This window comes from Streptomyces sp. S4.7, from assembly GCF_010384365.1.
GTDB lineage: Bacteria > Actinomycetota > Actinomycetes > Streptomycetales > Streptomycetaceae > Streptomyces.
Genome location: NZ_CP048397.1, coordinates 5,363,809 through 5,388,987 on the forward strand (window position 1 = coordinate 5,363,809; position 25,179 = coordinate 5,388,987).

Sequence of the window (25,179 nt, forward strand, 5' to 3'; positions counted from 1 at the left end):
TCGGTCTCCTCACTGTCCGCGACGACCACGATCCGCCGGCCCGCGAGCCGGTCGTCTGTGACACGCAGCCGGCGGACGGACAACGTGACGCGCTCCTTGACCGGGAGCGCACGGGGGGAAGTCCGCGCCGGCCGGTTCCCGGCCCACCCCTTCGGGCGCGCCTTCGAAGGGGTGGCCGGGAATTCGCCCACCGACACCGAACACCGAGAACGGAACCGCCCGGGTCCCCAGGACCCGGGCGGCTCTCGTCTCAACTCACGGCCTCAGCCGCTCAGGGGAACGTGAGCTTCACGCTGTTGATGCGTCCGGTGTCCTGCGCCGCGACGTCCCGGACCTGTAGCTTCCAGGCGCCGTTGGCAAGCTCCGACGAGGCGTTCACGAAGTACGTCTCCACGACGTTGTCCGCCGAGTCGCCGCTGCTGGAGTTCTTCAGCCGGTAGGCCGTCCCGTCCGGGGCGAGCAGATCGACGACCAGGTCACCGCGCCAGGTGTGCGTGATGTCCACGTCGACCTGGAGGGCGGTGGGCGCGTTGCCCGTGCGGTTGGTGACGTTCACGGTCGAGGTGACGGCCGCGCCGTTGTCCGGGATGGCGACGACCGTGTTGTTCTCGTAGACCGTGCCGGGGTTGCCGGGGTCTCCGGGGCGGGCGCCGACGTTGATGCCGGCCCACGCGTCGGCGACCGACTTGTACTCGGCGCTCGTCGTGCCGTACAGCTCACCGGCGACCGCGAGCGTGCCGGTACGGGCCCCCGCGTAGTTCGTCGTCGAGCCGAACTTCGTGGTGAGCGCCTTGAACCAGATCTGCTCGGCCTTGGCCCGGCCGATGCCGGTCACCGGCAGCCCGTCGGACGTGGGCGAGTTGTAGTTGACGCCGTTGATCGTCTTGGCGCCGCTGCCCTCGGAGAGCAGGTAGAAGAAGTGGTTCGCCGGACCCGAGGAGTAGTGGACGTCCACGCCGCCGATGCCGGAGTACCAGTAGTCCTTGGAGGCGCCGTCCTTGCTCGGCTGGTCCATGTACCGCAGCGGGGTGCCGTTGCCGTTGATGTCGATCTTCTCGCCGACCAGGTAGTCACCCGGGTCCTGGGCGTTGCCTGCGCTGAACTCGACGGCCGCGGCGAAGATGTCCGAGGTCGCCTCGTTGAGACCACCGGACTCGCCGCTGTAGACGAGACCCGCGGTGTTGGAGGTGACGCCGTGCGACATCTCGTGCGCGGCCACGTCGATGGACGTCAGCGGCTTGGCGTTGCCCGCGCCGTCGCCGTACGTCATGCAGAAGCAGCTGTCCTGCCAGAAGGCGTTGACGTAGTTGTTGCCGTAGTGCACCCGCGAGTACGCGCCGACGCCGTCGCCCCTGATGCCCGAGCGGCCGTGCACGTTCTTGAAGTAGTCCCAGGTGAGCGCGGCACCGAAGTGCGCGTCGGCGCCGGCCGTCTCCGCGTTGGAGGGGGCGCCGTTGCCCCAGATGTCGTCGGGACCCGAGAAGAGGGTGCCGGTGCCCGAGGTGCCCCGGTTCAGGTTGTACGTCTTGTGGTTGCCGCGACCCGTGTCGGTCAGCGTGAACGACGGAGCCGTACCGAGGGTGACCTGCCCGCTGTACTGGGTGTTGCCCGTGCCCTCGTGGACCGCCTGCCACTCGTAGAGCTTCTCGCCGGTGGCCGCGTCGGTGACGACGTGCAGCTCGTTCGGGGTGCCGCCCTTCTGGACACCGCCGACGACCGTCTCGTACGCGAGGGTCGGCCTGTCGTCCGCCAGCCAGACGACCTTGCGCGGCGCGCGGTCGGCCGCGGCCTTCGTCGAGCCCTCGGCCTTCGCGGCGGACAGCGCCTGCTTCTCGGCGGTGGCGGCCGGTACGTCGGCGTTGGTGTCGACGGACTTGAGGGCCGCCTTCGACGCCTTGGTGACTCCCTCGGTGGCGCCCGCCTTCGTGGTGGCGACGACGAGGTCACCGCCGAGGACGGGGAGGCCGGCGTAGGTGCGCTCGTAGCGGGTGTGCGTGGTGCCGTCCCGGTCCTGGACGAGGTCGCGTACGACGAGCTTCTCCTGGGCGCCGAGGCCGAGTTCGTCGGCCGTCGCCGCCTTCGTGGCGTTGGCCTCGCGTATCAGCTCGGCGCGCTGGGCGGGCGAGAGGGCCTTGGGGAGTGCGCCGGGGTCGGCCTTGCCGGCGACCGGTGCCGCGGGTGCCGAGTCGGGAGCGGCGGCGGCACTGCCGGCCTGGACTCCGACGGCGAGAAGAGCTGTGACAGCGATCAGAGCGCCGGTCGCGGTGATGCGGCGGCTGGGCGTGGGTCTCACGCGAACTCCTTCTGCGAGGGGGGTACCGGGCCGCTCTCGGGTGGGCGGCCCGGACAGTGCAGGGCAAGCGCAGGAGCAGGTGCAGGAGCAGGCTGAAGCACGAGATGTGGTGCACGGATACGGAGCTGCGGTGCACGAGATGCGGAGCAGTGGTGCTCAGAACGGAGAGAGAGTCCCAGGAATCCGGTCACTCTGTCAGGGGCGCGTCAACAAGTTGGCCGGAAATCGTCCGCTGCGCGAACTGCCGTGTTCGTTAAGCGAAATCAGCGCCGCTGTTGCGGCGGTGTTACGCGGGCGTACGCCGGGCGACCGTGATGATCTCCGGACTCACGTCGGTCAGCGGGCCGCGCTCCCAGTCGCCGTACCGCTCCTCGACCACCAGCCCCGCTTCGGCGAGGAAGGCGTCGAGCCGGTCGGCGCCGAGGAAGCGCAGAGTGCTGTCGCTGTGCCGCGGGGCGTGCTCTCCGGGGAGGGTGAGACCGGTCCTGAAGAAGACGATGTCCCCATCCACAGAACGGACTTGACGGGTCATCCGCAGCGGGGCGGATCCCTCTCCGCCCGGCGCGGGCACATCCACGGGCGCGACCGTCGTCCACGACTCCCACGCGCGCGCGAGAGGATTGCGCGTCTCGAAGCCGAACCGTCCGTCGTCGGTCAGTGCCGCGCGCACGGCGGCCAGCGCGGCGCGCAGTTCGTCGTCCCCGAGGAGCGCCTGGAACGCGTGTCCGGTCATCACCACGAAGTCGAACTCGCGCTCCCAGGAGGTGGATTCGAGGTCACCGGCGATCCACTCGATGTCCGGTTCCGGACGTCGGCGGGCCTGTTCCAGCATTCCGGCACCGGGGTCGAGACCCAGGAGCCGCCCCCGGTGTCCGGCCTCCCTCGCGAGGCCCAGCAGACTCCCCGTACCGCAGCCGACGTCGAGCACGGACCGCGCGGACATGACACGGGGCAGATAGAAACCGAAGTCGCCCCGCTCGTCGGTGGGGGAGAGCGCGTCGTACCAGGAGGCGAGCGCCGGATCCGCGAAAAGAGGGTCGACCATCGGGCGACTGTAGGACGGCCGTCGCCGGGGACGCACCCGATATTCCGGGCCGCTCACGGGTGGCTGACACCGGCCGCGTCTCCCTCCGGCGGCCACGCACGCTCCCGTACAGTCCGTGGCGTCACTGCTCCGTCAGCACGGCGGTTGACCAGGAGAGGAACCATGGAGCCCGAAGCCACTCCCGACACCCTCACCCACGCACCCGGAACGGAACGGGCCGTCACGGCACGGCCGTTACCGGAGGCGGACCCCGAACTCGTGCGGCGTTGGCGGTCCGGGGGCGGTGACCTGGTCGAGCTGCTGTCCGAGGTGCGCGAGCGGCTCGGCGGCGTCGCCGCATTCCGTCTCGGGCCCGCCCCCACCGTCCTCGTCACCGACCCGGACGCCGTACAGCACGTACTCGCCCGGCACCCGGACCGGTACGTCAAGCGCTCCCACCGCGCCCGTCTGCTGATCGGCGACGGGGTCCTCGCCGCCACCGGCGACGCGTGGAAGTCCCAACGCCGCCTGCTGCAGTCCCAGTTCACCGGCACCGGCATGCGCCGCTACGAACAGCGGATCACCGGGGCCGCCCGGACCACCGCCGGGCGCTGGGACGGCTACGCCCGGACCGGAGAGGCCTTCGACGTCGGGCGGGAGATGCGCCGCTTCGCGCTGGACGCCATCTGGCGCGCCCTCACCGGATTCCCCCTCGACGACGGGACCGAGCGCGAACTGGACGCCGTGGCCGCCGTGGCGACCGCCCTGCCGACCCTGCCCGCCGATGTCACCGACGCCCACGACGCCGTCGCCGCCGATCTCGCGCGGATCGACGCGGTCGCCAGGCACGCCGTCGAGGCCGCGCGGGACGGGGTGGCCGGTCCCGACGGCCCCGGCCTCCTGCAGGTGCTGACCGACGCCGCCGCCGAGCGCCCGGAGTACACCGACCGGCTGATCCGCGACGAGATGGTGACGCTGCTCGTGGCCGGGCACGAGACCACCGCCACGACCCTGACCTGGCTCCATCTGCTTCTCGACCGGCACCCCGCCGCCCGTGCGCAAGCCCTCGCGGCCGGCGGCGAGGGCTCGCAGCAGCGCCTTCGGGCCGTCCAGGCGCTGGTCCACGAGACGCTCCGGCTCTACCCGTCCGCCTGGATCCTGCCCCGCCACGCCGCCGAGGCCGACACCCTCGCCGGACACCCCGTCGAAGCGGGCACCGACATCCTCGTCTGCCCGTACCTCACACACCGCGACCCCGAACTGTGGCCGGACCCGGAGCACTTCGACCCCCGGCGCTTCATCGACCCGGCCAGCCGGCCGGCGCATCCGGGTGCCTACTTCCCCTTCGGGATCGGGCCCCGCGCCTGCCTCGGCCTGCAGTTCGCGCTCCGCGAGTCGACCGTCCTGCTCGAACACCTGCTCCCGGCCCACACCCTGGCCTTCTCCGCCACCCCGGCGAAGACGGTGTACGGCATCACGGTCCGCCCCGACGGCCCCGCCCTCGCGACCTCGGTCCGCCCGCTCAGCTGAAGGCCGGCCGGCCGGGGATCAGGCCAGGCTGTCGCGCCACGTGTAGGTTCCGTGACTTGATGCGCACTGGTTCCTGCAGAGACGCTGGATTCCGTGCTCGGTGAGCACTCGTCATGTCGACTGGGAATGAGCAATTGGCGCCGTTGGCGGTAGACGGTCGGTCACAGTCGGTAGGAAAGCCCAGAACCCGCGAGCTCCATCAGGGCCCGTGGCGTGCGAATTTGGCGATGGGCCCCGGTTGCCCGGTTCGGGGTGGCTGGTGTGCGGGAGAGGGCTGTCACCCGGTGGGGGGTGGGGGTGGGGTGGGGGTCAGGTGATGAGTGAGGGCGTCGCCGGTTTCGGGGGTGAAGGGACCGGAGAGGTTGAGTCCGAGAGAGTCGCCCGTTTCGGGGGTGAGTGTGGTGGGGCGGCCGGTGGGGTTGAGGCCGAGGCGGTCGGCGAGGTCGCGGGTGTGGAGGCGGGCGGTGGCCTCCAGGAGGAGTGCGTAGGTTTCGGTGGCGGTGCGGGTGCGTGCCCAGCCAGTGAGGGTGAGTGTGGTGGTGATGAGGGCGGCGGGCCACCACCAGGCGGTGAGGGGGAGGTAGAGCAGGGCCCAGGCGGTCAGGGTGGTGGCGCGGGTGAGGTTTTGGCGGGCGAAGGTGATCTGGGTGCGGGTCTCTTCGGGGAGGATCAGCCATACGTGCGGCCAGAGGGTGGTCAGGTCGAGGTGGTGGTCGCGCTCCAAGCGGACGGCTACCGCGTTGAGACGGTCCCCGCTCCACGTGGGGCGGCTGGGTTCCTCGGGGGCTATGCGGGTCATGGCGCGTTCGGCGGCGTGCCGGGCGGCGGGGTCGGCGCGTTGACCCTGGGCCCGGGTTCGGGCGTCCTGCTCGCGACGGTGGTGCCAGATACGGGCGGCGCGAGTCCAGCGGCCGCGTCGGCGGGTGGTCTGCCGGGAGGCGAACTGGCGGAGTGGGAGTGGCCAGGTGTGCCAGTCGGCGGCCAGGCAGAGCCATTCGGTCAGGGAGCCGAGGGCCTGGGCGGCCAGTCCTGCGGCGGCTGCGGCGGCCAGTGTCGCGGCCAGCAGCACTACCTGGCCGCCGGCGGTACTTGTGGCGGGGTGGTTGGCCCAGGTGGTGATCTGTTGGGTGAGGTGGGGCAGGTCGAAGGGGTGGGTGTGGCCGAGGGTGTGGGCGGTGGCCGCGACGGCAAGGTAAAGGGCGCCGGGCAGAACCAGCAGGGACAGCCACCGCTCGGCGAGTTTCTTACCCAGCTCCGACAGGAAGCCTCCCACCGGTTACAGCCGTTCCCGGCGCAGAGGGGTGCTGCTGATCGCACACTTCGGTACCGGTACGACGGGCTGGGGCCACCAGTAACGCGCACATCGGCCTGCCGGGCACACATATATCGGCTCGGCACGGGTGGTGCTGATCCCGGCCGGCTGCAGACCACGAATCCCGCCCGCGTGGTCGGTGTAGCCGTCCAGCCCCTGAGGGTCGCCGTCGGCCTGCAGGACGGCGTGCAGCACCGCGAGAGTGCCCGCCAAGTCCCCGCCGTCCTGTACGGCGGCCAGCACCTGCTCAACCGGATCCTCGTCCCCGCCCGGCCCGCTCCGCAGATCCGCGCGGATCTCCTCCAGATGACCGCAGACCGCGGCCAGCCTCTCTGCCCCGCCCGGCGCTGCCGCCTCGTCCCCGTCGGCCATGGACTTCCTCCTTGCCTTGTCTCATCACCGGCCCGTCGCATGGCCAACTTCGTTGCTGTGGAATAGCGTTTGACTCAAATCACGAGGCTACGCGGGTCCCCGTAATTCCGGGATGGCGCGTAGCAGGGGGCGTTGGCAGCATCGGGGGTTGGAATGACTGAGGAACGGCTGGCTGCGGTCCAGGCCCGGTTGAAACGGATCGCCGACACCGGCGATCCTTCCCCGGCACTGGAACCCCAAGCTCTGATCGAGGCCCGGATGGTTGCAGAACTTCTCTCCGGTGACATACGCGACCCGCGTAACATACCGGTCTGCTACGCGCTCGGCTGGCTCCACTTCCACCGGTACACAGCACTCCCGGACAGCCAGAGAGATTGGGACCTGGACGCTGCCATGGACGCGTTCACCCCCTGCTTCCTCGCCGGTACCAGCGGCTTGCCCGAGCCCCTCCTGCCACTGCTCGCCAACCGAGCGGCGACGTGGTCCGCGATGGAGGGCGCGGTAGAGCGAGCGTTCGTGCCAGCAAGGCGCCAGTCGGACCTCGACAAGACCATCAACTCTCTCCAGACCGTAATCCGGGACTTACCCGCCGACCATCCTGACCGGGCCGTACATCTGGCCAACCTCGGAGCATCGTTGAGCATCCGCTTCGGGCGGACCCGGGATGTGGCGGACCTGGATTCGGCGGTGTCAGCCACGCAGGCAGCGGTAGATGCCATGCTCGCCAGCCACCCTGACCGGGCCAAGTGTCTGTCCAACCTGGCGGTAATGCTGCAGGCCCGGTTCAAACAAGCGGGGGATGTGGAGGACCTTAGCCGGGCCGTGACCATACGTCAGGAGGCTGTGCAGGCTACGCCCGTCGATCACCCTGCCCGGGCCGAGCGTCTGGGCAATCTGGGTGCCGTCCTGCAGATCCGGTTTGAACGTGCCGGGGATGTGGGGGACCTGGATTTGGCGGTGTCAGCCGCGCAGGCGGCGCTAGATGCTACGCCCGTCGATCACCCTGATCGGGCCGGGCGGCTGTCCAACCTGGGTGCCGCGCTGCAGGCCCGGTTCGAACGGACCGGGGATCTGGAGGACGTGGACGCGGCAATTGACTGTTTTCAGGCTGCGGTGCTGGCTGCGTCTGCGGATGACGGCAAGATAGTGGCGTTTCTGCTCAACCTAGGGTTAGCGCTACGGGTGCGCTTCGAACGGACCGGAGACGTGGAGGCCCTGGGCCGGGCTGTGACCGTAAGTCGGGAGGCTCTGCAGGTCACGCCCGTCGATCACCCTGCCCGGGCCACGTGCCTGAGCAACCTGGGTACCGTGCTGCAGATCCGGTTCGAACGGATCGGGGATCTGGCGGACATGGAGCAGGCAATCGTTGTCGGTCGGGAAGCCGTAGATGCCCTGCCCGCCGACGACCCCAGGAAGGCTGAAGTTCTGGGCAATCTGGGTGTCGCGCTGCAGGTTCGCTTCGGGCGGACCGGGGATGTGGGGGACCTGGATTTGGCGGTGTCAGCCGCGCAGGCGGCGCTAGATGCTACGCCCGTCGATCACCCTGATCGGGCCCCGCGTCTGGGCAATCTGGGTGCCGTCCTGCAGGTTCGCTTCGGGCGGACCGGGGATGTGGGGGACCTGGATTTGGCGGTGTCAGCCGCGCAGGCGGCGCTAGATGCTACGCCCGTCGATCACCCTGATCGGGCCCGGTGGCTGTCCAACCTGGGTGCCGCGCTGCAGGCCCGCTTCGTGCGGACCGGGGATCTGGCAGATGTGAGCCGGGCTGTGACTGTAGGTCAGGAGGCTGTGCTGGCTACGCCCGTCGATCACCCTGATCGGGCCGGGTGGCTGTCCAACCTGGGGGTCGCGCTGCAGGCCCGGTTTAGGCGGACCGGGGATCTGGAGGACGTGGACGCGGCAATTGACTGTTTTCAGGCTGCGGTGCTGGCTGCGTCTGCTGATGACGGCAAGATAGTGGCGTTTCTGGTCAACCTGGGTGCCGCGCTAGAGGCCCGGTTCGGGCGGACCGGGGATCTGGCAGATGTGAGCCGGGCTGTGACCGTAGGTCAGGAGGCTGTGCTGGCTACGCCCGTCGATCACCCTGCCCGGGCCACGTGCCTGTCCAACCTGGGTGCCGTGCTGCAGGCCCGGTTCGAACGGACCGGGGAACTGGCGGACATGGAGCAGGCAATCGTTGTCGGTCGGGAAGCCGTAGACGCCATGCCCTCCGACGACCCCAGGAAGGCGGGAGTTCTGGGCAACCTGGGTGCCGTGCTGCAGATCCGGTTTGAACGGACCGGGGATCTGGCGGACATGGAGCAGGCAATCGTTGTCGGTCGGGAAGCCGTAGACGCCATGCCCGCCGATCACCCCGATCGGGCGATGGCGCTGTACACCCTCGGAGGCTCATTGCGCAACAGGGTCATGCTGCTCATGCGATCCAGCGACCTGAAAGCAGCGGTATCCGCTTTCACCGAGGTGTCTGGGGTGGTTTCGGCGGCGCCTTCGCTCCGTATTAGGGCCGCCCGGGCGGCAGTCGAACTGCTCGCGGGGACTGATGCGGCGCGCGCAGCGGATACGGCGGAAGCCGCGGTGCGGCTGCTACCTGAGGTGATCTTGCGCCAGCTGGGGCGGGGGGATCAGCAGCATGAACTCGGCCAGTTCGCCGGCTTGGCGGGGAATGCGGCAGCCTTGGCCCTCTCTGATCCCCGCGGAACCCGGCAGGAACGCGCCACTCGCGCGCTGCGGCTGCTGGAAACCGGGAGGGCTGTACTGCTGAGCCAGGCACTGGACGCCCGAAGTGACCTCACAGACCTGAATGAGCAGCGCCCTGACCTGGCCGAACGGTTCGTACAACAGCGCGACCTCCTTGACCAGCCCCTCACCCGCAGCCTCGCTGGCGCGAGCGAAGAGATGAACGCCCTCAAGGCAAGTCTCGACCGTGTAGCGCAGGACAGACACCTTCTGGCCAGCGACTTCGCCCAAACTCTAACCGAAATCCGCGACCTGACCGGGTTTGCTTCCTTCGCTCAACCCCCCACCACTGAGGAGCTCCTGACTCAAGCAGAGCAGGGCCCCGTCGTGATGTTCAACATCAGCGCCCGCCGCAGTGACACCTTGCTGCTCACCCAGGATGGCGGCATCACGCACTTGGAGCTGCCTCAGCTCACTGCCGACGCCCTGACGGAGAGGACCGTCTCCTTCCAGCAGGCGCTGCACACCGCCACCACGGGCCGGGACAGAACCCAGCGGCGGCAGGGGCAGGACGCGATGACCGGCGTTTTGCAATGGCTGTGGGATGCCGCGGCCGGGCCGGTCCTGGACGCGCTGGGCCATCACCGCCAGCCTCCGGCCGACGCCGACTGGCCGCGGGTGTGGTGGGCACCGGGCGGATTGCTGGGACTGCTGCCCCTGCACGCTGCTGGCTACCACGACGACCCCGCCGACGACCCGCACCGGCGGACCGTCATGGATCGGGTCATCTCTTCCTACACCCCCACCATCCGCGCTCTGCGTTACGCCCGCCAGCACACCCGCGAACACACCCCGTACGCGGACACGCCCGCTCAGGGGCTGATCGTTGCGATGTCCACCACTCCCGGCCTCCCTCAGGACGGCCGGCTGAACCACGTCAGCGCCGAAGCCGAGATGTTGCGACGCCATCTCCCCAGCACCGTAGTGCTGCGCGAACCCGATCCCGACGGCCACCTTGCTGGCCCGCCGCCGAGCAGGCCGACCAAAGCAGCCGTCCTGGACCACCTGCCCCACTGCCCGATCGTTCACTTCGCCTGCCACGGCGCCAGCCACCCCACCGACCCCTCTCAGAGCCTGCTGCTGCTCCACGACCACCAAAGCGCCCCCTTCACCGTCGCCAGCCTCACCCCAGTTCGCCTCGACCATGCCCAGCTCGTCTACCTGTCGGCCTGCCGCACTGCGGCCATCGATACCGTCAACTTGGTCGACGAGGCCATTCATCTGACCTCCGCGTTCCAACTTGCCGGGTTCCCCCACGTCGTCGGCACCTTGTGGGAGATCGACGACCAGATCGCCGTCACCGTCGCCGACGCCTTCTACACCCACCTGCGCACGCCGGACGGGACTATCGACACCAGCCGGGCAGCCTGGGCACTGCATCAAGCCGTGCGCAGCGTCCGCGACGGCTACGACCTACCCGGTCGACTCAACCGGACGCGGTCCCCCTTCCTTTGGGCCGCCTACCTTCACGCCGGCGCCTGATAGACCCCCGTTCGATCTGCACGTTCCAAGATCGATTGGGAAACGGCTTCCGCTGAGCAACCCTGGCCGGGACTGTAAAAGGCGGCGAACGCGGAGAGGAAGAAAGCCCGTTTGAGCTGCTTGTTTCCTCTCCTGGAAGGTTGTTCGCCACGGATCGAGGACCCGGAATTGCGGGTCGCGGGGGCGAGGCCGGCGTAGGCGGCGAGGTGGCCGGCGGTCGGGAAGGTGCTGCCGTCGCCGACCTCGATCAGGATCCAGGCTCCGGTCCTGACGCCGATTCCCGGCATGGACGTCAGGACCTTCGAAAGAGGGTGGGCCTCCAGGAGTTCCTCGATCCGTCCGGCCAGGAGTTTGCGCTGGTCAAGGACGGCGGTCCGGGATCCGGCCAGGCTCGGGACGATCAGCGTGGCCGCATCGGTGCCCGGAACGGTGACGGTCTGCTCGTCCAGCGCGGCGAAGATGTCCTCGACCAGCCGCTCGGCCATCCGCGGCGCCTTCGGCCGCAGCAGGGTGACCAGGCGGCGCCGGCCGGCTTTGCGGATCTGGGCCGGGGATCCGAACCGCTCCAGCAGAGCGAGGACGGCCGGGTGCTGCAACCACGGCCCCAGCACCCGCTCCAGAGAGGGATGGATCTGGGTGAGCAGGCCATGCAGGCGGTTCGCGACGCGGGTCGCTTCACCGGCCAGGTCGTCGTCGAACCCGACGATCATCTCCAGCTCGGCGATCGTCTCGTCCTGGCCGTCGATCGCCCGCAGCGTGTGCGGCATTGCGCGGGCCGCGTCCGCGATGATGAACGCGTCCTTGGCGTCGGTCTTCGCCTCGCCTGGGTAGAGGTCGGCGATCCGCCGCATCGTCAGGCCCGGCAGGTAGGCGACGGGGCATCCCATGTCGCGGGCGACGGTCAGCGGCAGGGCGCCGATCGAGGCCGGCTGGTCGACTACGACCAGCACTGTTCCGTGCTTGGCCTGCAGCTTGGCGAACAGTTCGCGGAGCTTGGGTTCGGTGTTGGGAAGGCGCTTGTTGAAGGCTTTCTTGCTGGCCGGGGTGACGGCGGTGGCGTGGTGTTCGCTCTTGCCGACGTCCAGGCCGAGGAAGACGTCGATGTCGCCGGTGTCGATCACGTGCAGGCCCCTCCATGACGCTTTCGTCCGGCCTTGCCTCGGCATCGAGCTGCCACACCCACGTTACGGAGAGCTCTTCCGGCTCGGGTGAAGCCGGTGCTCAAGCCCCTCATCAGCGGTCCGTCGATGCCTCCGGGCCCGGTGACACCACCCCCCGGATCATCAGCAACAAGGGGGGGGAAGTCATGCCGGACCCGAAGGCCGGAGGCCCCATTGCGGAGCCATGAAGACGGTAACGGGGGGGACCGTCAAGTAGGACGGTCACGCGAGATGGTTGAGCAGTGCCTCGGCTTCGGCGAGGAACACCTTGCCCTGGTCCGTGGCGGTGAGTGGGCGGGATCTTTCGATGATGGTGAATCCTGCCGTTTCTTCGATGCGTTTGAGCTGGTAGTTGAGGGTGTTCCATTGCGTGTTGAGGGCGACGGCGGCGGCCTGGAGGTTGCGGTGTCCGGGGAGCTGAAGAAGGTGGCGGAGTCTTTGGACGCAGTTCTTCGTCCGGCTGACGGCCTGCATGGCGGGAGAAAGTCCGGTGTCGAGCGAAGCGAAGGGGTTGGTGAACTCGCTGACCGGATGGTGGGGGATGCCCCACTTGTTCACGAGTCTCATCACGGAGTTCTTGCCGACGCCCAGTTCACGGGCGATGTCCGGAGAGGACCGTCCTTTGTCGCGGTACTCGGTCTCCAGCCAGGTGCGGGAGACGATGTCTTCGAGGAAGCCGGCCGGGCGGCGTCGGCGACGAGTGATGCCTGCTTCGTTCACGGCGTGCCGGACGGTGCTGCTGCTGCATCCGGCGAGTTCGGCGATCCTCCATTGGGGTAGGCGTTGCTCCAGGTAGAGCTGGCGAAGACGCTGTGGTGCGAGGACATTCTCTCGCGGGATCCGCTGCGTGGACGGGATGGAGGGCCTCGGCCTGGCGGGCTTCGGTGCGGTGATGCCGAGGGTCTCGACCGCGAGATGGAGATGAGCGGTGTCCAGGCCGAGTTGGCGGGCGAGGTCGGCGGGGCTGGGACCGCCGGAAGCGAGTTGTGCGAGCTGGCTGCGGTCGATGGTCTCGGGACCCGCAGGCAGGCGTAGGTCGGCGAACCAGTCCGGCGGGGGTTCCCAGAGCATGGGCTCATCGATGTCGTGGGCCTTGAGGTTCACGGACGCCTGCTCATGCAGAAGTCTGCGCAGGTCGGGGTGGAGCTCGTAGTGGAGGGCCAATTGCCGGGCGGGCGTGCGGGAGGCCGCTCCGGGATCGGCGCCCAGCAGCAGCCGGGCCAGGAGCCATCGAAGGCGCTTGACTCGGGCGGGTGTGCGGACGCGCCAACCATGGCGACTGCAGACTGCCTGGTAGGCGTCTTCGTCGAAGACGACGGTGTCGGGCGTGAAGAGACTGCGGCGACGCGAGTAGTCGATCGGAACGCTATGGCCATCCAAGGCTCTGGCGAGGGCGGGTAGGGCCGCGGCCAGAAGCTCTGTCCCGCCGGAGGCCAGGGCCGTGTCCAGGTCCTGGCGGTTGCTCTTGGGGCTGGTGTTGCCCAGGAGGGATGCCGCTTGTCGGTAGCCCAGGGTCGCGCCGGTCAGCAGCGTCATCGAGGCGCATGCCCGCCGGACCCCCGCGGGGCGGGCGCCGCTGTCGAAGGGGAGAAGCCGGTAGGTCCAGGAGGGCCAGATCATGGACGGAAGCTTCGACGCCCGGCGGCGTACGTCGTTGTCACTGAGGTCCGGCCAGGCTGGGGTGGAGGTGGCGGTGCCGTAGCGCAGACGGGAGGGGAGGGTGAGCTCGGAGTCGGCGTCGGTGAGCATGCGGGTGACCACGCGACGGCCGGCTGGCAGCCACTCGGCGATCTTCTTGGTGGCGTAGTCGCTTTGTGTCTTCCGGGGGCGGTCGGTGGTTTGCAGCCAGCCGAAGACCTCCTCGCAGGTGGGATGGTCTCGATCGGTGGCGATGATCGCCAGTGCGGTGCCCACGGCGGTGCTGTGCGCGTCGCTGCCTTCGTCGTTCTCGGCCCGGCCGGGCAGTTCACCGCCGCACTCCGCCAGGATGTCCGCGACCGCGGTGGGGAGGGAGGCAAGGTGACGGATGCCTCGCAGGGCCCGGCGGGCAAGGGCATAGAGTTCCTGGCTGCGAGCCAGGGCCTCTTGTTCCACCGAGGCGTTCAGAATGTCTCGGGTGACGGATATCTGGGCGGCGATGACCATGCCGTCAGAGGGGAGAGCCGGGGTTGGGGACTCGGCGAGCGGGTGACCGCAGCGAACGGAGAGTCCGATACCGGTGGCGTGCAGGCAAAGTCCGGGAGCGGATGGCGCGGCCCGCACTGGTGTGCTGACCGGCGGTGGGTTCCCGCAGGGCGGGCAGTAGTCGCGAAGTAGCAGATTGTGGCGGGTGCAGGCGAACGACCACGGCAGCCGCCAGGACAACTGCCACCGCCCGTGGCCGTCCGCAAGGCAGGCGGGGCAGAAACGGCTGCGTGAGCCGTAGTGCCGCCAGGCCGGCGGTCTGCCCATGGTGCGATCCTCCGGGGCGATGGCCACGATGACACCGTCGAACCGGTCGAGCGTCATCGCGGCCAACGCTTCGGGTGTCAGCCCGGTGCTGCGGGCGAGAGCGTCGTGTTCGGTGCCCGTCAGCCTGCGGACCATGAATCTCGGGTCTGCGGTGGTCAGCCCGATGAACCGGACGAACTCTCCGCCGCTGACGGCCAGTCGGCGGGCGTATGCCTCGATCCAACTGTCGAGGGCCTCGCCGTCGACGGGCGGAACCCAGAGGGGGATCCGCTCGTCGGTCCACCGTGTCATGCCGACTTCCGGCGGCGCTCAGCCGGGGGCGTCGGGTGGGTGGTGAGTAGGCCGGCCTTGATCGCAGCTTCGAGTTCCTTGCGGGCTTCCTCCGCGGCGGCGTCGTTCTTCACCTGGTTCATCAGGTCTTCATCGAGGCGTTCGTGGCCGGAGCGGATCGCGCGCAGACAGCTGCGGTTGATCAGTGCCATGAGGGAGGCGAAGTGTCCGGTGGAGCGTGCAAAGAGGTAATCCGACAGGTCCCTGGCGAGCATCCCGGGGTACTTCTCCGCCAGGACGAGTTTCTGCTCGATCGTCTTGAGCAGGGTGTGCCAGTGCTGGCGGCCTTCGTCGTCCTCGATCTGGAACGGCGGCAGCGTCAGCGGGGTGGTGCGACGCCCGAACTGGGCCAGTTCGGTCTGCTTGCCGGAGAAGCCCTCGCGTAGGACACCACGCTGCTGGACACCCACGCCGACGTAGATCAGAGTGACCGGGAAGACGTTCGCCAGGTACTTTAACTGGTTCGCCATACGGACCGAGTTGGAGTTCGCCCCGGCGAGGAAATGGATGTCGTCGATGATGATCGCGACCGTCTTCATGGACAACACGGCGTCCACGGCCCGCTCGGCCAGGGCGTCGGCGTTCCCGGAGGTAGGCAGGCCGTAGAAGCGGCAGATCGCCGCGTTCAGACCGCGGATCTGTGTGTTCCCGCTCAGAGCGATGTAGATGACCGGGACGCGGCGGTCGCCGCTCGGTGTCGTCTCTCCGCGCAGGGCAACCTGCTTGCGGAACAGCTTGCGGCCGTAGTCCCGCACCGCGGTGCTCTTGCCGAGCCCCGGATAGGCGTCCACGAGGGCTGCGGGCTTGGTCTTGTCCCCGTCCTGCCGGTTCGACTCGACGATCTCGGCCAAGGCGTCGTGCAGCGCGATGAGCTGGGGTGTGTCGATCGGGCCGATGTTGGCGTGCCAGACCTCCCGGTTGTCGTTGTGCACCAGCAGATCCCGCGGCGAGAGATCTGCGAGCTGGGCGCGTGTGAACTGTGGAGGCTGGATGCGGTCCGGGCCGTTGACCTCCTGCAGCCAGCCCGGCAGCCGGGTGGGGGTGTACTGACGGTCATCGCCCTCGAATGGTTCGGTGCTGTCCGCCGTACTCAACGGCTGTCCCAGACGTCGGCGTAGTACTCATCCTCATCGACCAGGACGGCGGTCTCTTCGTCTGCCGGGACCGCCTCGCACTCCTCATCCTCGTCGTCGTCCCCGCCCAGGTCCTCATCAGCAGACGCGACCACCTGCAAACCTGGTGCTGCCTCCTGGCCTGCTCCTGCGTCCGGCGAGCTGAGCGCTGCCAGACGGCGCACGGAGGGAAGCTCGGCGATCGCGTCGACCTCGGGTTCGCCTTCGCCGACCAGCCGCAGACGGTCCTGCGACAAGCGCACCGCCATGCGCCGCTCGGTCCGGTCCTCGGTCAGTCCGGCGCCCCAGCGTTCCAGCAACTCGATCAGGGCGCGTTTGGTGTCCGGGAAACGATGCGTCTTGGCCGCGATCCGGCGCGCGTACTTCAACGCCTCCAGGCTGGCCGGCCCGTTCAGAGCCGGGGCATGTTCCCAGTCCAGGGGGTGCCACAGATGTGGCTGCTTCGGATCCTGGAAGTAGATCTTCCTGATGTCGGCGCGGTCCACCGCGACCGGCCACTTTCCGGCCTGCTCGCCGCGGTGCGGGCTGATCTGATTGCGGTAGTCGTCGAGCCCGTCCCCGTTGTAGCGGAGCCCGTTGATCTCCACCCCGTAGTGGTGGATGGGGCACCACTCCTCTTCCAGGAACTCGAACGCGAGGCCCGGCCTGGCCGGGATGCGCAAGGGGCCCGCCCGGTTCACGCCGTGCTCGAACATCTCCAACGGGCTCAGCTTCAGTCCGGGGACCTCCGGGACTGTCAGACCCCGGTGGTGCCGCCTGTGATAGATCAAAGTGATCCATTCGCGGATGATCGCCTCAAGCTCGTCCAGGAAGAAGTACGCCTCGTTCTCGACGTTCTCGCCCCGGCTGTGCACGTCCGGCCCCTTGTAGCCCGGCAGGGCCGCCAACAGCCCCTGGTTCAAAGTCTTGAACCACCGTTCCACCGGCTTGTCGGTAGGCGTATAGGGGCGAGCCGGCTGCAGCGAGATGTCCAGCTTCGTGCAGACGCTCGCGATGTGGTTCGAGACGTAGATCTTGCCGTGGTCGTAGATGATCGTCTCCGCCGCGACAGGCGGCAGCAGCGGCTGTCCGTCCGCGTCCACCAGCTTCTCCGCGTCGAACACCACAGTGGAGGGAACTCCGCAGTACGGAAACGGCTCGGCCGTGCCGGTGGACACCTCCCGCGGACGAACCGTCTCGAACAAGACGCCCGCCACGTCGGTCGACTTCGTCGATACCGGCGTCAGCCGCAGCCCGGTGATCACCCTGCTGTAGAGGTCCATCGCGACCGTGAGCTCGCACTGCACCCACCGGCACGTCACCGGCTCCATCGCGAAAACATCCAGGCTGTTGGTGTCCAGCACGACGTACTCACCCGGCCGCGTCGCACGCAGTCTGCCGAAGACCCCCTGCGGACGGTTCGCGATGGACCGCTTCCCCTTCGTGCTGCCGTCGAACGCATTCGTCCCCCGGCTGAGCTCCTTCAGCAGCGTGTACCCCTTCGTCTGCTTCGGGATGCTCACCACACCGGGGCCGTACTCCTTGACCACACGCTCTTCAATCTCGATCAGCACCAGACCACGAACCGGGCGGCTGGACTTCTTCAGGCTATTGATCACCGAGCGTGCCATCTCCAGCCAGCGCGGATCCACACGGTCCAGCACACTTGCGGGCTCGCGCTTGCTCACCAGGCCCGCCGGCCCCGACTCCTCCACCAGAGCCACCCACCGGCGCACCGTGGTCACGCTGACGCCGAGCTCCGCAGCCTTCGCCTTGTACCGGTGCATCAAGGGCACGCCCGGCGCGTAGTCAGGCCGTGGTTCACCCTCCAATGCCATCTCAGCTGAGCCCAACTGGTAGCCGGACCGAACTTCCTGGACATGCCGGAACCGGGTGGTGAGCGCGTCGCCCTCCGCAGTGCTGAGCTCGCCCAGCGTCGCCGCGACCGCTGGCTGTGCAGGCGGAGTTTCCACCAGGAACTCGGTGGAGGGATGGGCCATCAGCACCGACAGATCGACCTGCCGCCACAAGGGACGGCCTTCCGCCGAGATCTGCTGCAGGAGAATACGGCGGCCTTCGATTTCCGCGATGGTGAACTGCTCGCCGTCATAGGTCAGTGGCAGGCCTGTCCGAAGCGGTGTAGTCCAGGTGTTCACGCGGACCTCCGCAGGACCCAGTCGCCACTGAGCGGACGGGACAGATCGGTGGTCAGCCGCCCTGACCACACCAGGGCCAGCAAGGGTGGCCGTGCCTCGTAGTCGGGGCGCCCAGCGGCCAGACGCCGCTCAGCGTCCGCAAGCTGGTCCCCGTCCCGGACCGTCTGCCAAGCCCGCTCGATGTCCGCCTCGGGGACCACCCCAGGTCGGCGGTATGCCGCCAGGAAACGGACGTTCTCCAAGAGCGTGCGATCCGCCCCGGACCAGATCTCGTACTCCCAGCCATGCCGCTCGATCAATTCCCCTGGCCAGGCCAGGGCCTCCACGATCTTCGGATCGGCGAGTCGATCGGCTGGCTTGACGTTGACCACGCGTACCGTCCCCGACGCCATGACCAGCAGAAAATCCGGAACATGTCGACGAACGCGCCCTCCGACCCGGGCCGTCAGATGACAAGGCTGAGCATAGATTCCACGTACCGCAGGATCCATGTCCGCCAGGAGCAGCCGGGCTAACTCCAGCCGGCTCTCGTAGACGATGGGCCCAGCCATCGTCGCCGATGCGTACCGTCCCGAGTGGTGCGTCTGGCCGTGGACGGAGCGAAAACTCCGCCACGGCACCGACCAGGTGAAGTCCGCCAAACGCAGATCCCTGAAGGGGACCTTGCGCACCGACGTGTCGTCATACCGGATCGACGCCGCGGCAGGCACACTCTTCCTGCCGGATCGCACTGGACTCTGAACGACCATAGACGCGACAGTAGTTACTGACCGCAGTCAGTGCCCACCGAATGGCGAAAGTGCCCAATCGCTGTCCACTTCACATGGGCAGTGTCCATCGGAATGCGGAACCTACACCACGCGCGTCAGGCCAGGCTGTCGCGCCACGCGCGGTGCAGGCCCGCGAACCGGCCGACGCCCCCGATCAGTTCGGCCGGGGAGCCGTCCTCGACGATGCGGCCGTGCTCCATCACCAGCACCCGGTCGGCGATCTCCACCGTCGACAGACGGTGCGCGATCACCACCGCCGTACGGCCGTTGAGTACCGTGTCCATCGCCCGCTGCACCGCCCGCTCACCCGGGATGTCCAGCGAACTCGTCGCCTCGTCCAGGATCAGTACGGAGGGATCGGCGAGCAGCGCGCGGGCGAACGCCACCAACTGGCGCTGGCCCGCCGAGATCCGGCCGCCCCGCTTCCGGACGTCCGTGTCGTATCCGTCCGGCAGACCGGTGATGAAGTCGTGCGCGCCGATCGCCTTCGCGGCCCGCTCGATCTCGTCGCGCGACGCGTCGGGACAGCCGATCGCGATGTTCTCCGCGACGGTGCCGGAGAAGAGGAACGCCTCCTGGGTCACCATCACGACACCACGCCGCAGCTCGGGGGTGTCCAGGTCCCGCAGGTCGGTGCCGTCGAGCAGGACGCGGCCCTCGGTGGGGTCGTAGAACCGGGCCAGCAGCTTGGCCAGCGTGGACTTGCCCGCGCCGGTCGAGCCGACGACGGCCACGGTCTGACCGGCCGGGAGCGCCAGGTCGAAGCGGGGCAGGACCTCGCCGCCCGTCCGGTACGAGAAGCTGACCGCGTCGAACACGACCTCCCGGCCCGGGTGCCCGCCCGTCAGCTCCGGCAGCGGGCGGGGGTTCGCCGCCTCCGGCACGGACGGGGTCTGGGCGAGCAGCCCCGCGATCTTCTCCAGCGAAGCGGCGGCCGACTGGTAGGAGTTGAGGAACATCCCGAGCCGGTCGATCGGGTCGTACAGCCTCCGCAGGAAGAGCACCGACGCGGCGAGCACACCGAGGGCGAGCGTCCCGTCGGCGACCCGGAAGGCGCCCCACAGCACGATTCCGGCCACGGCGACGTTCGCCGTGAGCCGGGAACCGATCACGTAACGCGCCATTTCGAGGATGGCGTCGCCGTTGGTGCGCTCGTGGTGGTGGTTGAGCGCGTGGAACTCGGCGTCGTTGGCGCGCTCGCGGCGGAACGCCTGTACGGGCCTGATGCCGTTCATCGTCTCCGCGAACTTCACGATGACCGCCGCGATGGCGGTGGAGCGCTTGCCGAATATGGCGCCGGCCCTGCGCTGGTACAGCCGCACCAGTGCGTACAGCGGTACGAAGGAGAGCACGGCGAGTCCGCCGATGCCGAGGTCCAGGTAGAGCAGCATCGCCGAGATGTAGACGAAGGCGAGGACCACCGCGACGAGTTCCTGGAGCCCTTCGGCGAGCAACTCACGCAGCGACTCGACGTCCGTGGTGGAGCGGGAGATCAGCCGTCCGGAGGTGTAGCGCTCGTGGAAGTCCACGCTCAGCGCCTGGGCGTGGCGGAAGATCCGGCCGCGCAGATCGAGGAGCACGTCCTGGTTCACGCGGGCGGACGAGCGGATGAAGGCGTACTGGAAGACGCCGGCTCCGGCGGCGCAGAGCAGGTAGCCGACGGCGACCGCGATCAGCGGGCCGTTGTCGTCGGCACGGAAGGCGGGCACGCCCCGGTCGATGGCGTACGCGACGAGCAGCGGGCCCGCCTGAACGGCGGCCTGCTGGAGCAGCAGGAGCAGCGCGGTCACCGCGACCCGGCCGCGCCGGGCGCGCAGCAGCGACCGGAGCAGCGCACCGGTGGCCCCGCGCGGCGCGGGCAGCGCGTCCTGCGCGAAGGGGTCGTCGTCCGGGGAGCCGGGCGACGCGGGTCTGCGCTCGTCGGGGGACGCCTCGATGCCGGGTGCGTCGGCGGGAGCCCCGAGGGCCCCGACGCCAGTACCGTGCCCGGCGCCCGGGGAGGTGACGGTGGCGGTGGGAGCGCCCGTGACGGCGCGTGTGCCCGCGCCCGTGACGGCACCTGTGCCCGCGCCCGTGACGGCACCTGTGCCCGCATGCGTGCCCGTGCCTGTACTCCCGGCCGTGACGGTGCCCGTACCTGCGTCCGCAGTCGTGACCGTGCCGACGGACGTACTCCCCGGGCCCGTCGCCGTACCGGTACCGGCGCCTGTGCCGGTCTCCCCGTCTGTCGCGTCGGCCGTCACGGCGCCCGCGCCCACGGCGGTCGGGTCCGCTCCGGCGGTACTTCCCGGGTCGTCGGTATCGGTCCCGGTCCCGGTCCTGACCCATGTCACGGCGCCCGCGCCCACGGCGGTCGGATCCGATCCGGCCGTGCCTCCCGCGCGATCGGTATCCGCCCCGTTCCCTGTCCCGCTCCCGACCCCGGTGGTCGGAGCGGTCGGATCCGATCCGGCGGTACGTCCCGTGCCATCGGTCCCGGTCCCGGCGTCGGGGACCGTGCCGGCGTCGTCCCGCCCCGGTTCGGTCGGGCCGTCGCTCGTGGTCGTCGGCGACGACGTCATCCCATGCTCCTCTCGACGGATTCCGCCCCCGTGTCGCTTCCCTCGTCGCAGCCGGCTCCTGACCGCGACCCCGTCTCCGCGTCGGCCCCGGACATCAGCCACGCGTACTCCGCGTTGTCCCGCAGCAGTCCGTGGTGCGTCCCCACCGCCGTGATCCGGCCGTCCGAGATCAGCGCCACCCGGTCCGCCAGCATCACCGTCGACGGCCGGTGCGCCACGACCAGTGCCGTGGTCTCGTCGAGCACCCGGCGCAGCGCCGCCTCGACCAGCGCCTCCGTGTGGACGTCGAGCGCGGACAGCGGATCGTCGAGCACCAGGAAGCGCGGTCCGCCGACCACCGCCCTGGCCAGCGCCAGCCGTTGACGCTGGCCGCCGGAGAGGCTGAGTCCCTGCTCGCCGACCTCCGTGTGCACACCGTGCGGCAGGTCCTGGACGAAGTCCGCCTGCGCCACGTCCAGCGCCCGCAGCAGCGCCGCTTCGTCCGCGCTCTCGGCGCCCATGCGGACGTTGTCGCCGACGGTCGCCGAGAACAGCGTCGGCTCCTCGAACGCCACCGACACCAGCTCACGCAGCCGCTGCCGGGGCATCAGCGCGATGTCGTCGCCGTCGAGCGTGATCCGCCCGCCCGTCACCTCGTGCAGCCGGGGCACCAGCGCGGTGAGCGTCGTCTTCCCGGAGCCCGTCGCGCCGACGAGCGCCATCGTCTCGCCGGACCTGATGTGCAGGTCCACCTGCGTGAGTACGGGCACGGACCCGGCTTCGGCGTCGGGATACCGGAACGACACGCCCTCGAAGCGCAGCCCGTCGGACTCCTTCCCCAGGAAGGTGCCGCTTCCGCCCCCGCCTCCGCCTCCGCCCCCGCCTCCGCCCCCGCTCCCGACCGCGTCCGCCGTCTCCTCCTTGGCGTCCATCACCTCGAAGTACCGCTCCGTCGCGGTCGCCGACTCCTGGCTCATCGCCAGCAGGAAGCCCATCGACTCCACCGGCCAGCGCAGTGCCAGAGCCGTGGACAGGAAGGCGACCAGCGTGCCGGTGGACAGATGACCGTCGGCGACCTGGACCGTGCCCAGCACCAGCGCCGCGCCGATCGCCACTTCGGGGATGACCATGATCAGCGCCCAGATGCCCGCCAGCAGGCGGGCCTTGCCCAGCTCCGTACCGCGCAGCCGCTCCGCGAGCGCCCGGAACGCGAGAGCCTGGCTGCGGTGCCTGCCGAAGCCCTTCACGATCCGTACGCCGAGAACGCTCTCCTCGACCACCGTCGTCAGGTCGCCCACCTGGTCCTGCGCCTTGCGGGCGACCAGTGAGTACTTCGCCTCGAAGACCGAGCAGAGGATCACCAGCGGCACCACGGGCGCCAGCAGCACCAGCCCGAGCGTCCACTCCTGCATCAGCAGAATCAGGAAGCCGACGAGGATCGTCGTCCCGTTCACCAGCAGGAAGGTCAGCGGAAAGGCCAGAAACATACGCAGCAGCATCAGGTCCGTCGTGCCGCGCGACAGCAACTGACCCGAGGGCCACCGGTCGTGGAACGCGATCGGCAGCCGTTGGAGGTGCCGGTAGAGATCCGCCCGCATCGCGGCCTCGACCCCCGCCAGCGGCCTCGCCACCAACCACCGCCGCAAGCCGAAGAGTACGGCTTCGAGGATCCCGAGCAGCAGCAGATACAGCGCGCCGCGCCAGATGCCGCCCGTGTCACCCTCCGCGATCGGGCCGTCGACCATCCACTTCAGTACGAGGGGGAATACCAGGGCCAGGGAGGAGGCCAGCACCGCGACGAACGCGGCACTGAACAGGCGCACACGCACCGGCCGTACATACGGCCACAGCCTGAGCAGCGAACGCACGGCCGAGCGGTTCTGGACGGCGGCTGGGCCCTTGGTAGATACATCTTCGGAGGTCGGCATCAAGGCGAGCCTACGTATCACCACTGACAGTGCCCACCGATTTCCGGCTGACGTCGGCGTCGGTGTCGGCGCCCCCGAGGACGTCGGCGTCGGTGTCGGCGTCCGCGTCCACCGAGGCTGATGCCGGCATCAACCGATCGGTTGATACGAGGTCGAGCGCGATGGCCGATGCCGCCCCGCGCCGCGCGGCGGCATCCTGCTGCCATGGCGATCATCGAAGTGAACGGCCTGCGCAAGGCCTACGGGGGAGAGCCCGCCGTCGACGGTGTCGACTTCACCGTCGAGGAGGGCGAGATCTTCGGGATCCTCGGTCCCAACGGTGCGGGCAAGACGACGACCGTCGAATGCGTCGAGGGACTCAGGGTCCCCGACGCCGGTACGGTCCGGGTCGCCGGACTCGATCCGGTCGGCGACCACGAGCAGGTCACACACCTCCTCGGCGCACAGCTCCAGGAGAGTGAACTCCAGCCGAAGCTGACGGTGCGCGAGGCGCTGGAGCTGTACTCCGCGTTCTACCCCAGGCCCGTCGACTGGCGTCCGCTCGCCGGCCGTCTCGGCCTGGAGGCCAAGCTCTCGACGCGTTTCGCGAAGCTGTCCGGCGGCCAGAAGCAGCGGCTGTTCATCGCGCTGTCCCTGATCGGCGGTCCGCGCGTGGTCGTGCTCGACGAGCTGACCACCGGTCTGGACCCGCGCGCCCGGCGCGACACCTGGAGCCTGATCGAGGAGACCAGGGACTCCGGGGTGACCGTGCTGCTGGTCACCCACTTCATGGAGGAGGCGCAGCGGCTCTGCGACCGCATCGCCGTGATCGACCGGGGGAAGGTCGCCGCGCTCGACACCCCGTCCGGGCTGATCGCGCGCTCGGCGGCGTCCACCGTCGTCTCCTTCACGCCGTCGGAGCCGCTGCGCGACGAGGACCTGGCCGCGCTGCCCAAGGCGGTGTCCGTCGAGACGAAGGGCGACCGGATCGTCATCAACGGCACCGACGAGACCGTCAACGCGGTCATCACGCTGCTCGCCCGCCACCACGTCACGGCGCACCAGCTCCGGGTCACCGAGGCGACGCTGGACGACGCGTTCCTCGACCTCACGGAGACCCGGACCGGGACGGCGTCGGCGACGAACACCGACGACCCCGCCCCCGCCCCCGCCCCCGGCACCGTCACCAAGACCACCGCCACCGCCACCGCACCGCAGCCCGAAGAGAGGGTCTGACATGGCCTCCGCCTCCACCGCCGTCCTCAGGACCGAGGCGCGCCTGCTGAGCCGCGAGCCGGGGGTGCTCTTCTGGATCATCACCTTCCCGACCCTCCTGATGGTGATCCTCGGACTCATCCCGGGCTTCGACGAGCCCGATACCGCCCTCGGCGGCCGACGGGTCATCGACCTGTACGTCCCCGTGGCCGCCCTGCTCGCCGTGATCACGGCCGGGCTCCAGGCCATGCCGCCGGTCCTGATCGGCTACCGCGAACGCGGCATCCTGCGCCGTATGTCCACGACACCGGTGCGCCCCACCACGCTGCTCGTCTCGCAGCTCGTACTGCTGGGCGGCGCCGCGCTCGCCTCGGCCGTGCTGGCGATCGCCGTCGGCAGGATCGCCTTCGGCGTGGCGCTGCCCGGTCAGATCACCGGCTATCTGGTGGCGCTGGTCCTCTCGACGGCCGGTGCCCTGGCGCTGGGCGGGCTCGTCTGCGCGATCGCCTCCACCCAGAAGGCGGGCCAGGCCATCGGCTCGGCCCTGTTCTTCCCGTCGATGTTCACAGCGGGCGTGTGGCTGCCCGTCCAGGCGATGCCCGACCTGCTGCGCGACATCGTCGGTTACTCGCCCATGGGCGCCGCGTCCGAGGCGCTCGACGCCGCGATGCGCGGCGGCTGGCCGCACTGGGCGGACCTGGGCGTGATGGCTCTGTGGACGCTCGTGCTGACCGCCGGCGCCGCCCGCTGGTTCCGCTGGGAATGACCACCGGCGGGCGGTCGCGGCAA

The 25,179-nt window shown here is 69.4% G+C and carries 14 protein-coding genes and 1 pseudogene; 4 read left to right on the top strand and 11 right to left on the bottom strand.

Features of this window, described 5'->3' with window-relative positions; all coding sequences use genetic code 11:
* Positions 1-271: 271 nt before the first annotated feature.
* Both SSPS47_RS24050 and SSPS47_RS24055 read right to left on the bottom strand, forming a co-directional pair.
* Positions 272-2,293 (bottom strand): M4 family metallopeptidase, encoded by a 2,022-nt coding sequence (locus SSPS47_RS24050; RefSeq protein ID WP_164252833.1) that lies wholly within the window; start codon positions 2,291-2,293, stop codon positions 272-274.
* A gap of 286 nt (positions 2,294-2,579) precedes the next feature.
* Complete coding sequence (locus SSPS47_RS24055) at positions 2,580-3,338, bottom strand: class I SAM-dependent methyltransferase (RefSeq protein WP_164252834.1); 759 nt, start codon at positions 3,336-3,338, stop codon at positions 2,580-2,582.
* A gap of 162 nt (positions 3,339-3,500) precedes the next feature.
* On the opposite strand from SSPS47_RS24055, the gene SSPS47_RS24060 reads away from it, so the two are divergent.
* Entirely contained in the window at positions 3,501-4,847 is a 1,347-nt protein-coding gene (locus tag SSPS47_RS24060) for a cytochrome P450 (RefSeq protein WP_164252835.1), read from the top strand.
* Between the two features lie 277 nt (positions 4,848-5,124).
* Here the strand turns inward: SSPS47_RS24060 and SSPS47_RS24065 are convergent, their stop codons facing one another.
* Complete coding sequence (locus SSPS47_RS24065) at positions 5,125-6,120, bottom strand: hypothetical protein (protein ID WP_164252836.1); 996 nt, start codon at positions 6,118-6,120, stop codon at positions 5,125-5,127.
* A 3-nt stretch (positions 6,121-6,123) separates the two neighbouring features.
* A complete protein-coding gene (locus tag SSPS47_RS24070) occupies positions 6,124-6,531 on the bottom strand; it encodes a hypothetical protein (protein WP_164252837.1) in 408 nt (135 codons plus the stop codon).
* A 153-nt stretch (positions 6,532-6,684) separates the two neighbouring features.
* Between SSPS47_RS24070 and SSPS47_RS24075 the strand changes: the two genes are divergently transcribed.
* Entirely contained in the window at positions 6,685-10,749 is a 4,065-nt protein-coding gene (locus SSPS47_RS24075; RefSeq protein ID WP_164252838.1) for a CHAT domain-containing protein, read from the top strand.
* 68 nt (positions 10,750-10,817) lie between these two features.
* On the opposite strand, the pseudogene SSPS47_RS24080 reads toward SSPS47_RS24075, so the two are convergent.
* From SSPS47_RS24080 to SSPS47_RS24110, 7 genes and pseudogenes are all read right to left on the bottom strand, one after another.
* Positions 10,818-11,867: pseudogene (locus SSPS47_RS24080) on the bottom strand (IS110 family transposase); the annotation flags it as partial.
* 264 nt (positions 11,868-12,131) lie between these two features.
* Positions 12,132-14,651, bottom strand: coding sequence for a TniQ family protein (locus SSPS47_RS24085; protein ID WP_164252839.1), 2,520 nt, complete (start codon positions 14,649-14,651; stop codon positions 12,132-12,134).
* Positions 14,648-15,784 (bottom strand): AAA family ATPase, encoded by a 1,137-nt coding sequence (locus tag SSPS47_RS24090; RefSeq protein WP_164252840.1) that lies wholly within the window; start codon positions 15,782-15,784, stop codon positions 14,648-14,650. Before SSPS47_RS24090 ends, SSPS47_RS24085 begins: the two co-directional genes overlap by 4 nt.
* Positions 15,781-17,958, bottom strand: coding sequence for a DDE-type integrase/transposase/recombinase (locus SSPS47_RS24095; RefSeq protein ID WP_164252841.1), 2,178 nt, complete (start codon positions 17,956-17,958; stop codon positions 15,781-15,783). The genes SSPS47_RS24090 and SSPS47_RS24095 overlap by 4 nt, the downstream gene beginning before the upstream one ends.
* Positions 17,955-18,668: a TnsA-like heteromeric transposase endonuclease subunit gene (locus tag SSPS47_RS24100; RefSeq protein WP_239065033.1), complete on the bottom strand. Its 714-nt coding sequence runs from the start codon at positions 18,666-18,668 to the stop codon at positions 17,955-17,957. Before SSPS47_RS24100 ends, SSPS47_RS24095 begins: the two co-directional genes overlap by 4 nt.
* Before the next feature lie 155 nt (positions 18,669-18,823).
* Positions 18,824-20,665 carry an ABC transporter ATP-binding protein gene (locus SSPS47_RS24105; protein ID WP_164254936.1) on the bottom strand — a complete coding sequence of 614 codons (1,842 nt, stop codon included), beginning with the start codon at positions 20,663-20,665 and terminating at the stop codon, positions 18,824-18,826.
* A 620-nt stretch (positions 20,666-21,285) separates the two neighbouring features.
* Entirely contained in the window at positions 21,286-23,196 is a 1,911-nt protein-coding gene (locus tag SSPS47_RS24110; protein WP_164252843.1) for an ABC transporter ATP-binding protein, read from the bottom strand.
* A 204-nt stretch (positions 23,197-23,400) separates the two neighbouring features.
* Between SSPS47_RS24110 and SSPS47_RS24115 the strand changes: the two genes are divergently transcribed.
* Positions 23,401-24,411, top strand: coding sequence for an ABC transporter ATP-binding protein (locus tag SSPS47_RS24115; RefSeq protein ID WP_164252844.1), 1,011 nt, complete (start codon positions 23,401-23,403; stop codon positions 24,409-24,411).
* A 1-nt stretch (position 24,412) separates the two neighbouring features.
* Complete coding sequence (locus SSPS47_RS24120) at positions 24,413-25,156, top strand: ABC transporter permease (protein ID WP_164252845.1); 744 nt, start codon at positions 24,413-24,415, stop codon at positions 25,154-25,156.
* Positions 25,157-25,179: the final 23 nt, after the last annotated feature.

What these genes read in the sequence shown, in the direction of transcription:
- SSPS47_RS24055 (WP_164252834.1), bottom strand. Translation starts at nt 3,338, where the DNA reads ATGGTCGACCCTCTTTTCGCGGATCCGGCGCTCGCCTCCTGGTACGAC.
- SSPS47_RS24060 (WP_164252835.1), top strand. Translation starts at nt 3,501, where the DNA reads ATGGAGCCCGAAGCCACTCCCGACACCCTCACCCACGCACCCGGAACG.
- SSPS47_RS24070 (WP_164252837.1), bottom strand. Translation starts at nt 6,531, where the DNA reads ATGGCCGACGGGGACGAGGCGGCAGCGCCGGGCGGGGCAGAGAGGCTG.
- SSPS47_RS24075 (WP_164252838.1), top strand. Translation starts at nt 6,685, where the DNA reads ATGACTGAGGAACGGCTGGCTGCGGTCCAGGCCCGGTTGAAACGGATC.
- SSPS47_RS24085 (WP_164252839.1), bottom strand. Translation starts at nt 14,651, where the DNA reads ATGACACGGTGGACCGACGAGCGGATCCCCCTCTGGGTTCCGCCCGTC.
- SSPS47_RS24110 (WP_164252843.1), bottom strand. Translation starts at nt 23,196, where the DNA reads ATGCCGACCTCCGAAGATGTATCTACCAAGGGCCCAGCCGCCGTCCAG.
- SSPS47_RS24115 (WP_164252844.1), top strand. Translation starts at nt 23,401, where the DNA reads ATGGCGATCATCGAAGTGAACGGCCTGCGCAAGGCCTACGGGGGAGAG.
- SSPS47_RS24120 (WP_164252845.1), top strand. Translation starts at nt 24,413, where the DNA reads ATGGCCTCCGCCTCCACCGCCGTCCTCAGGACCGAGGCGCGCCTGCTG.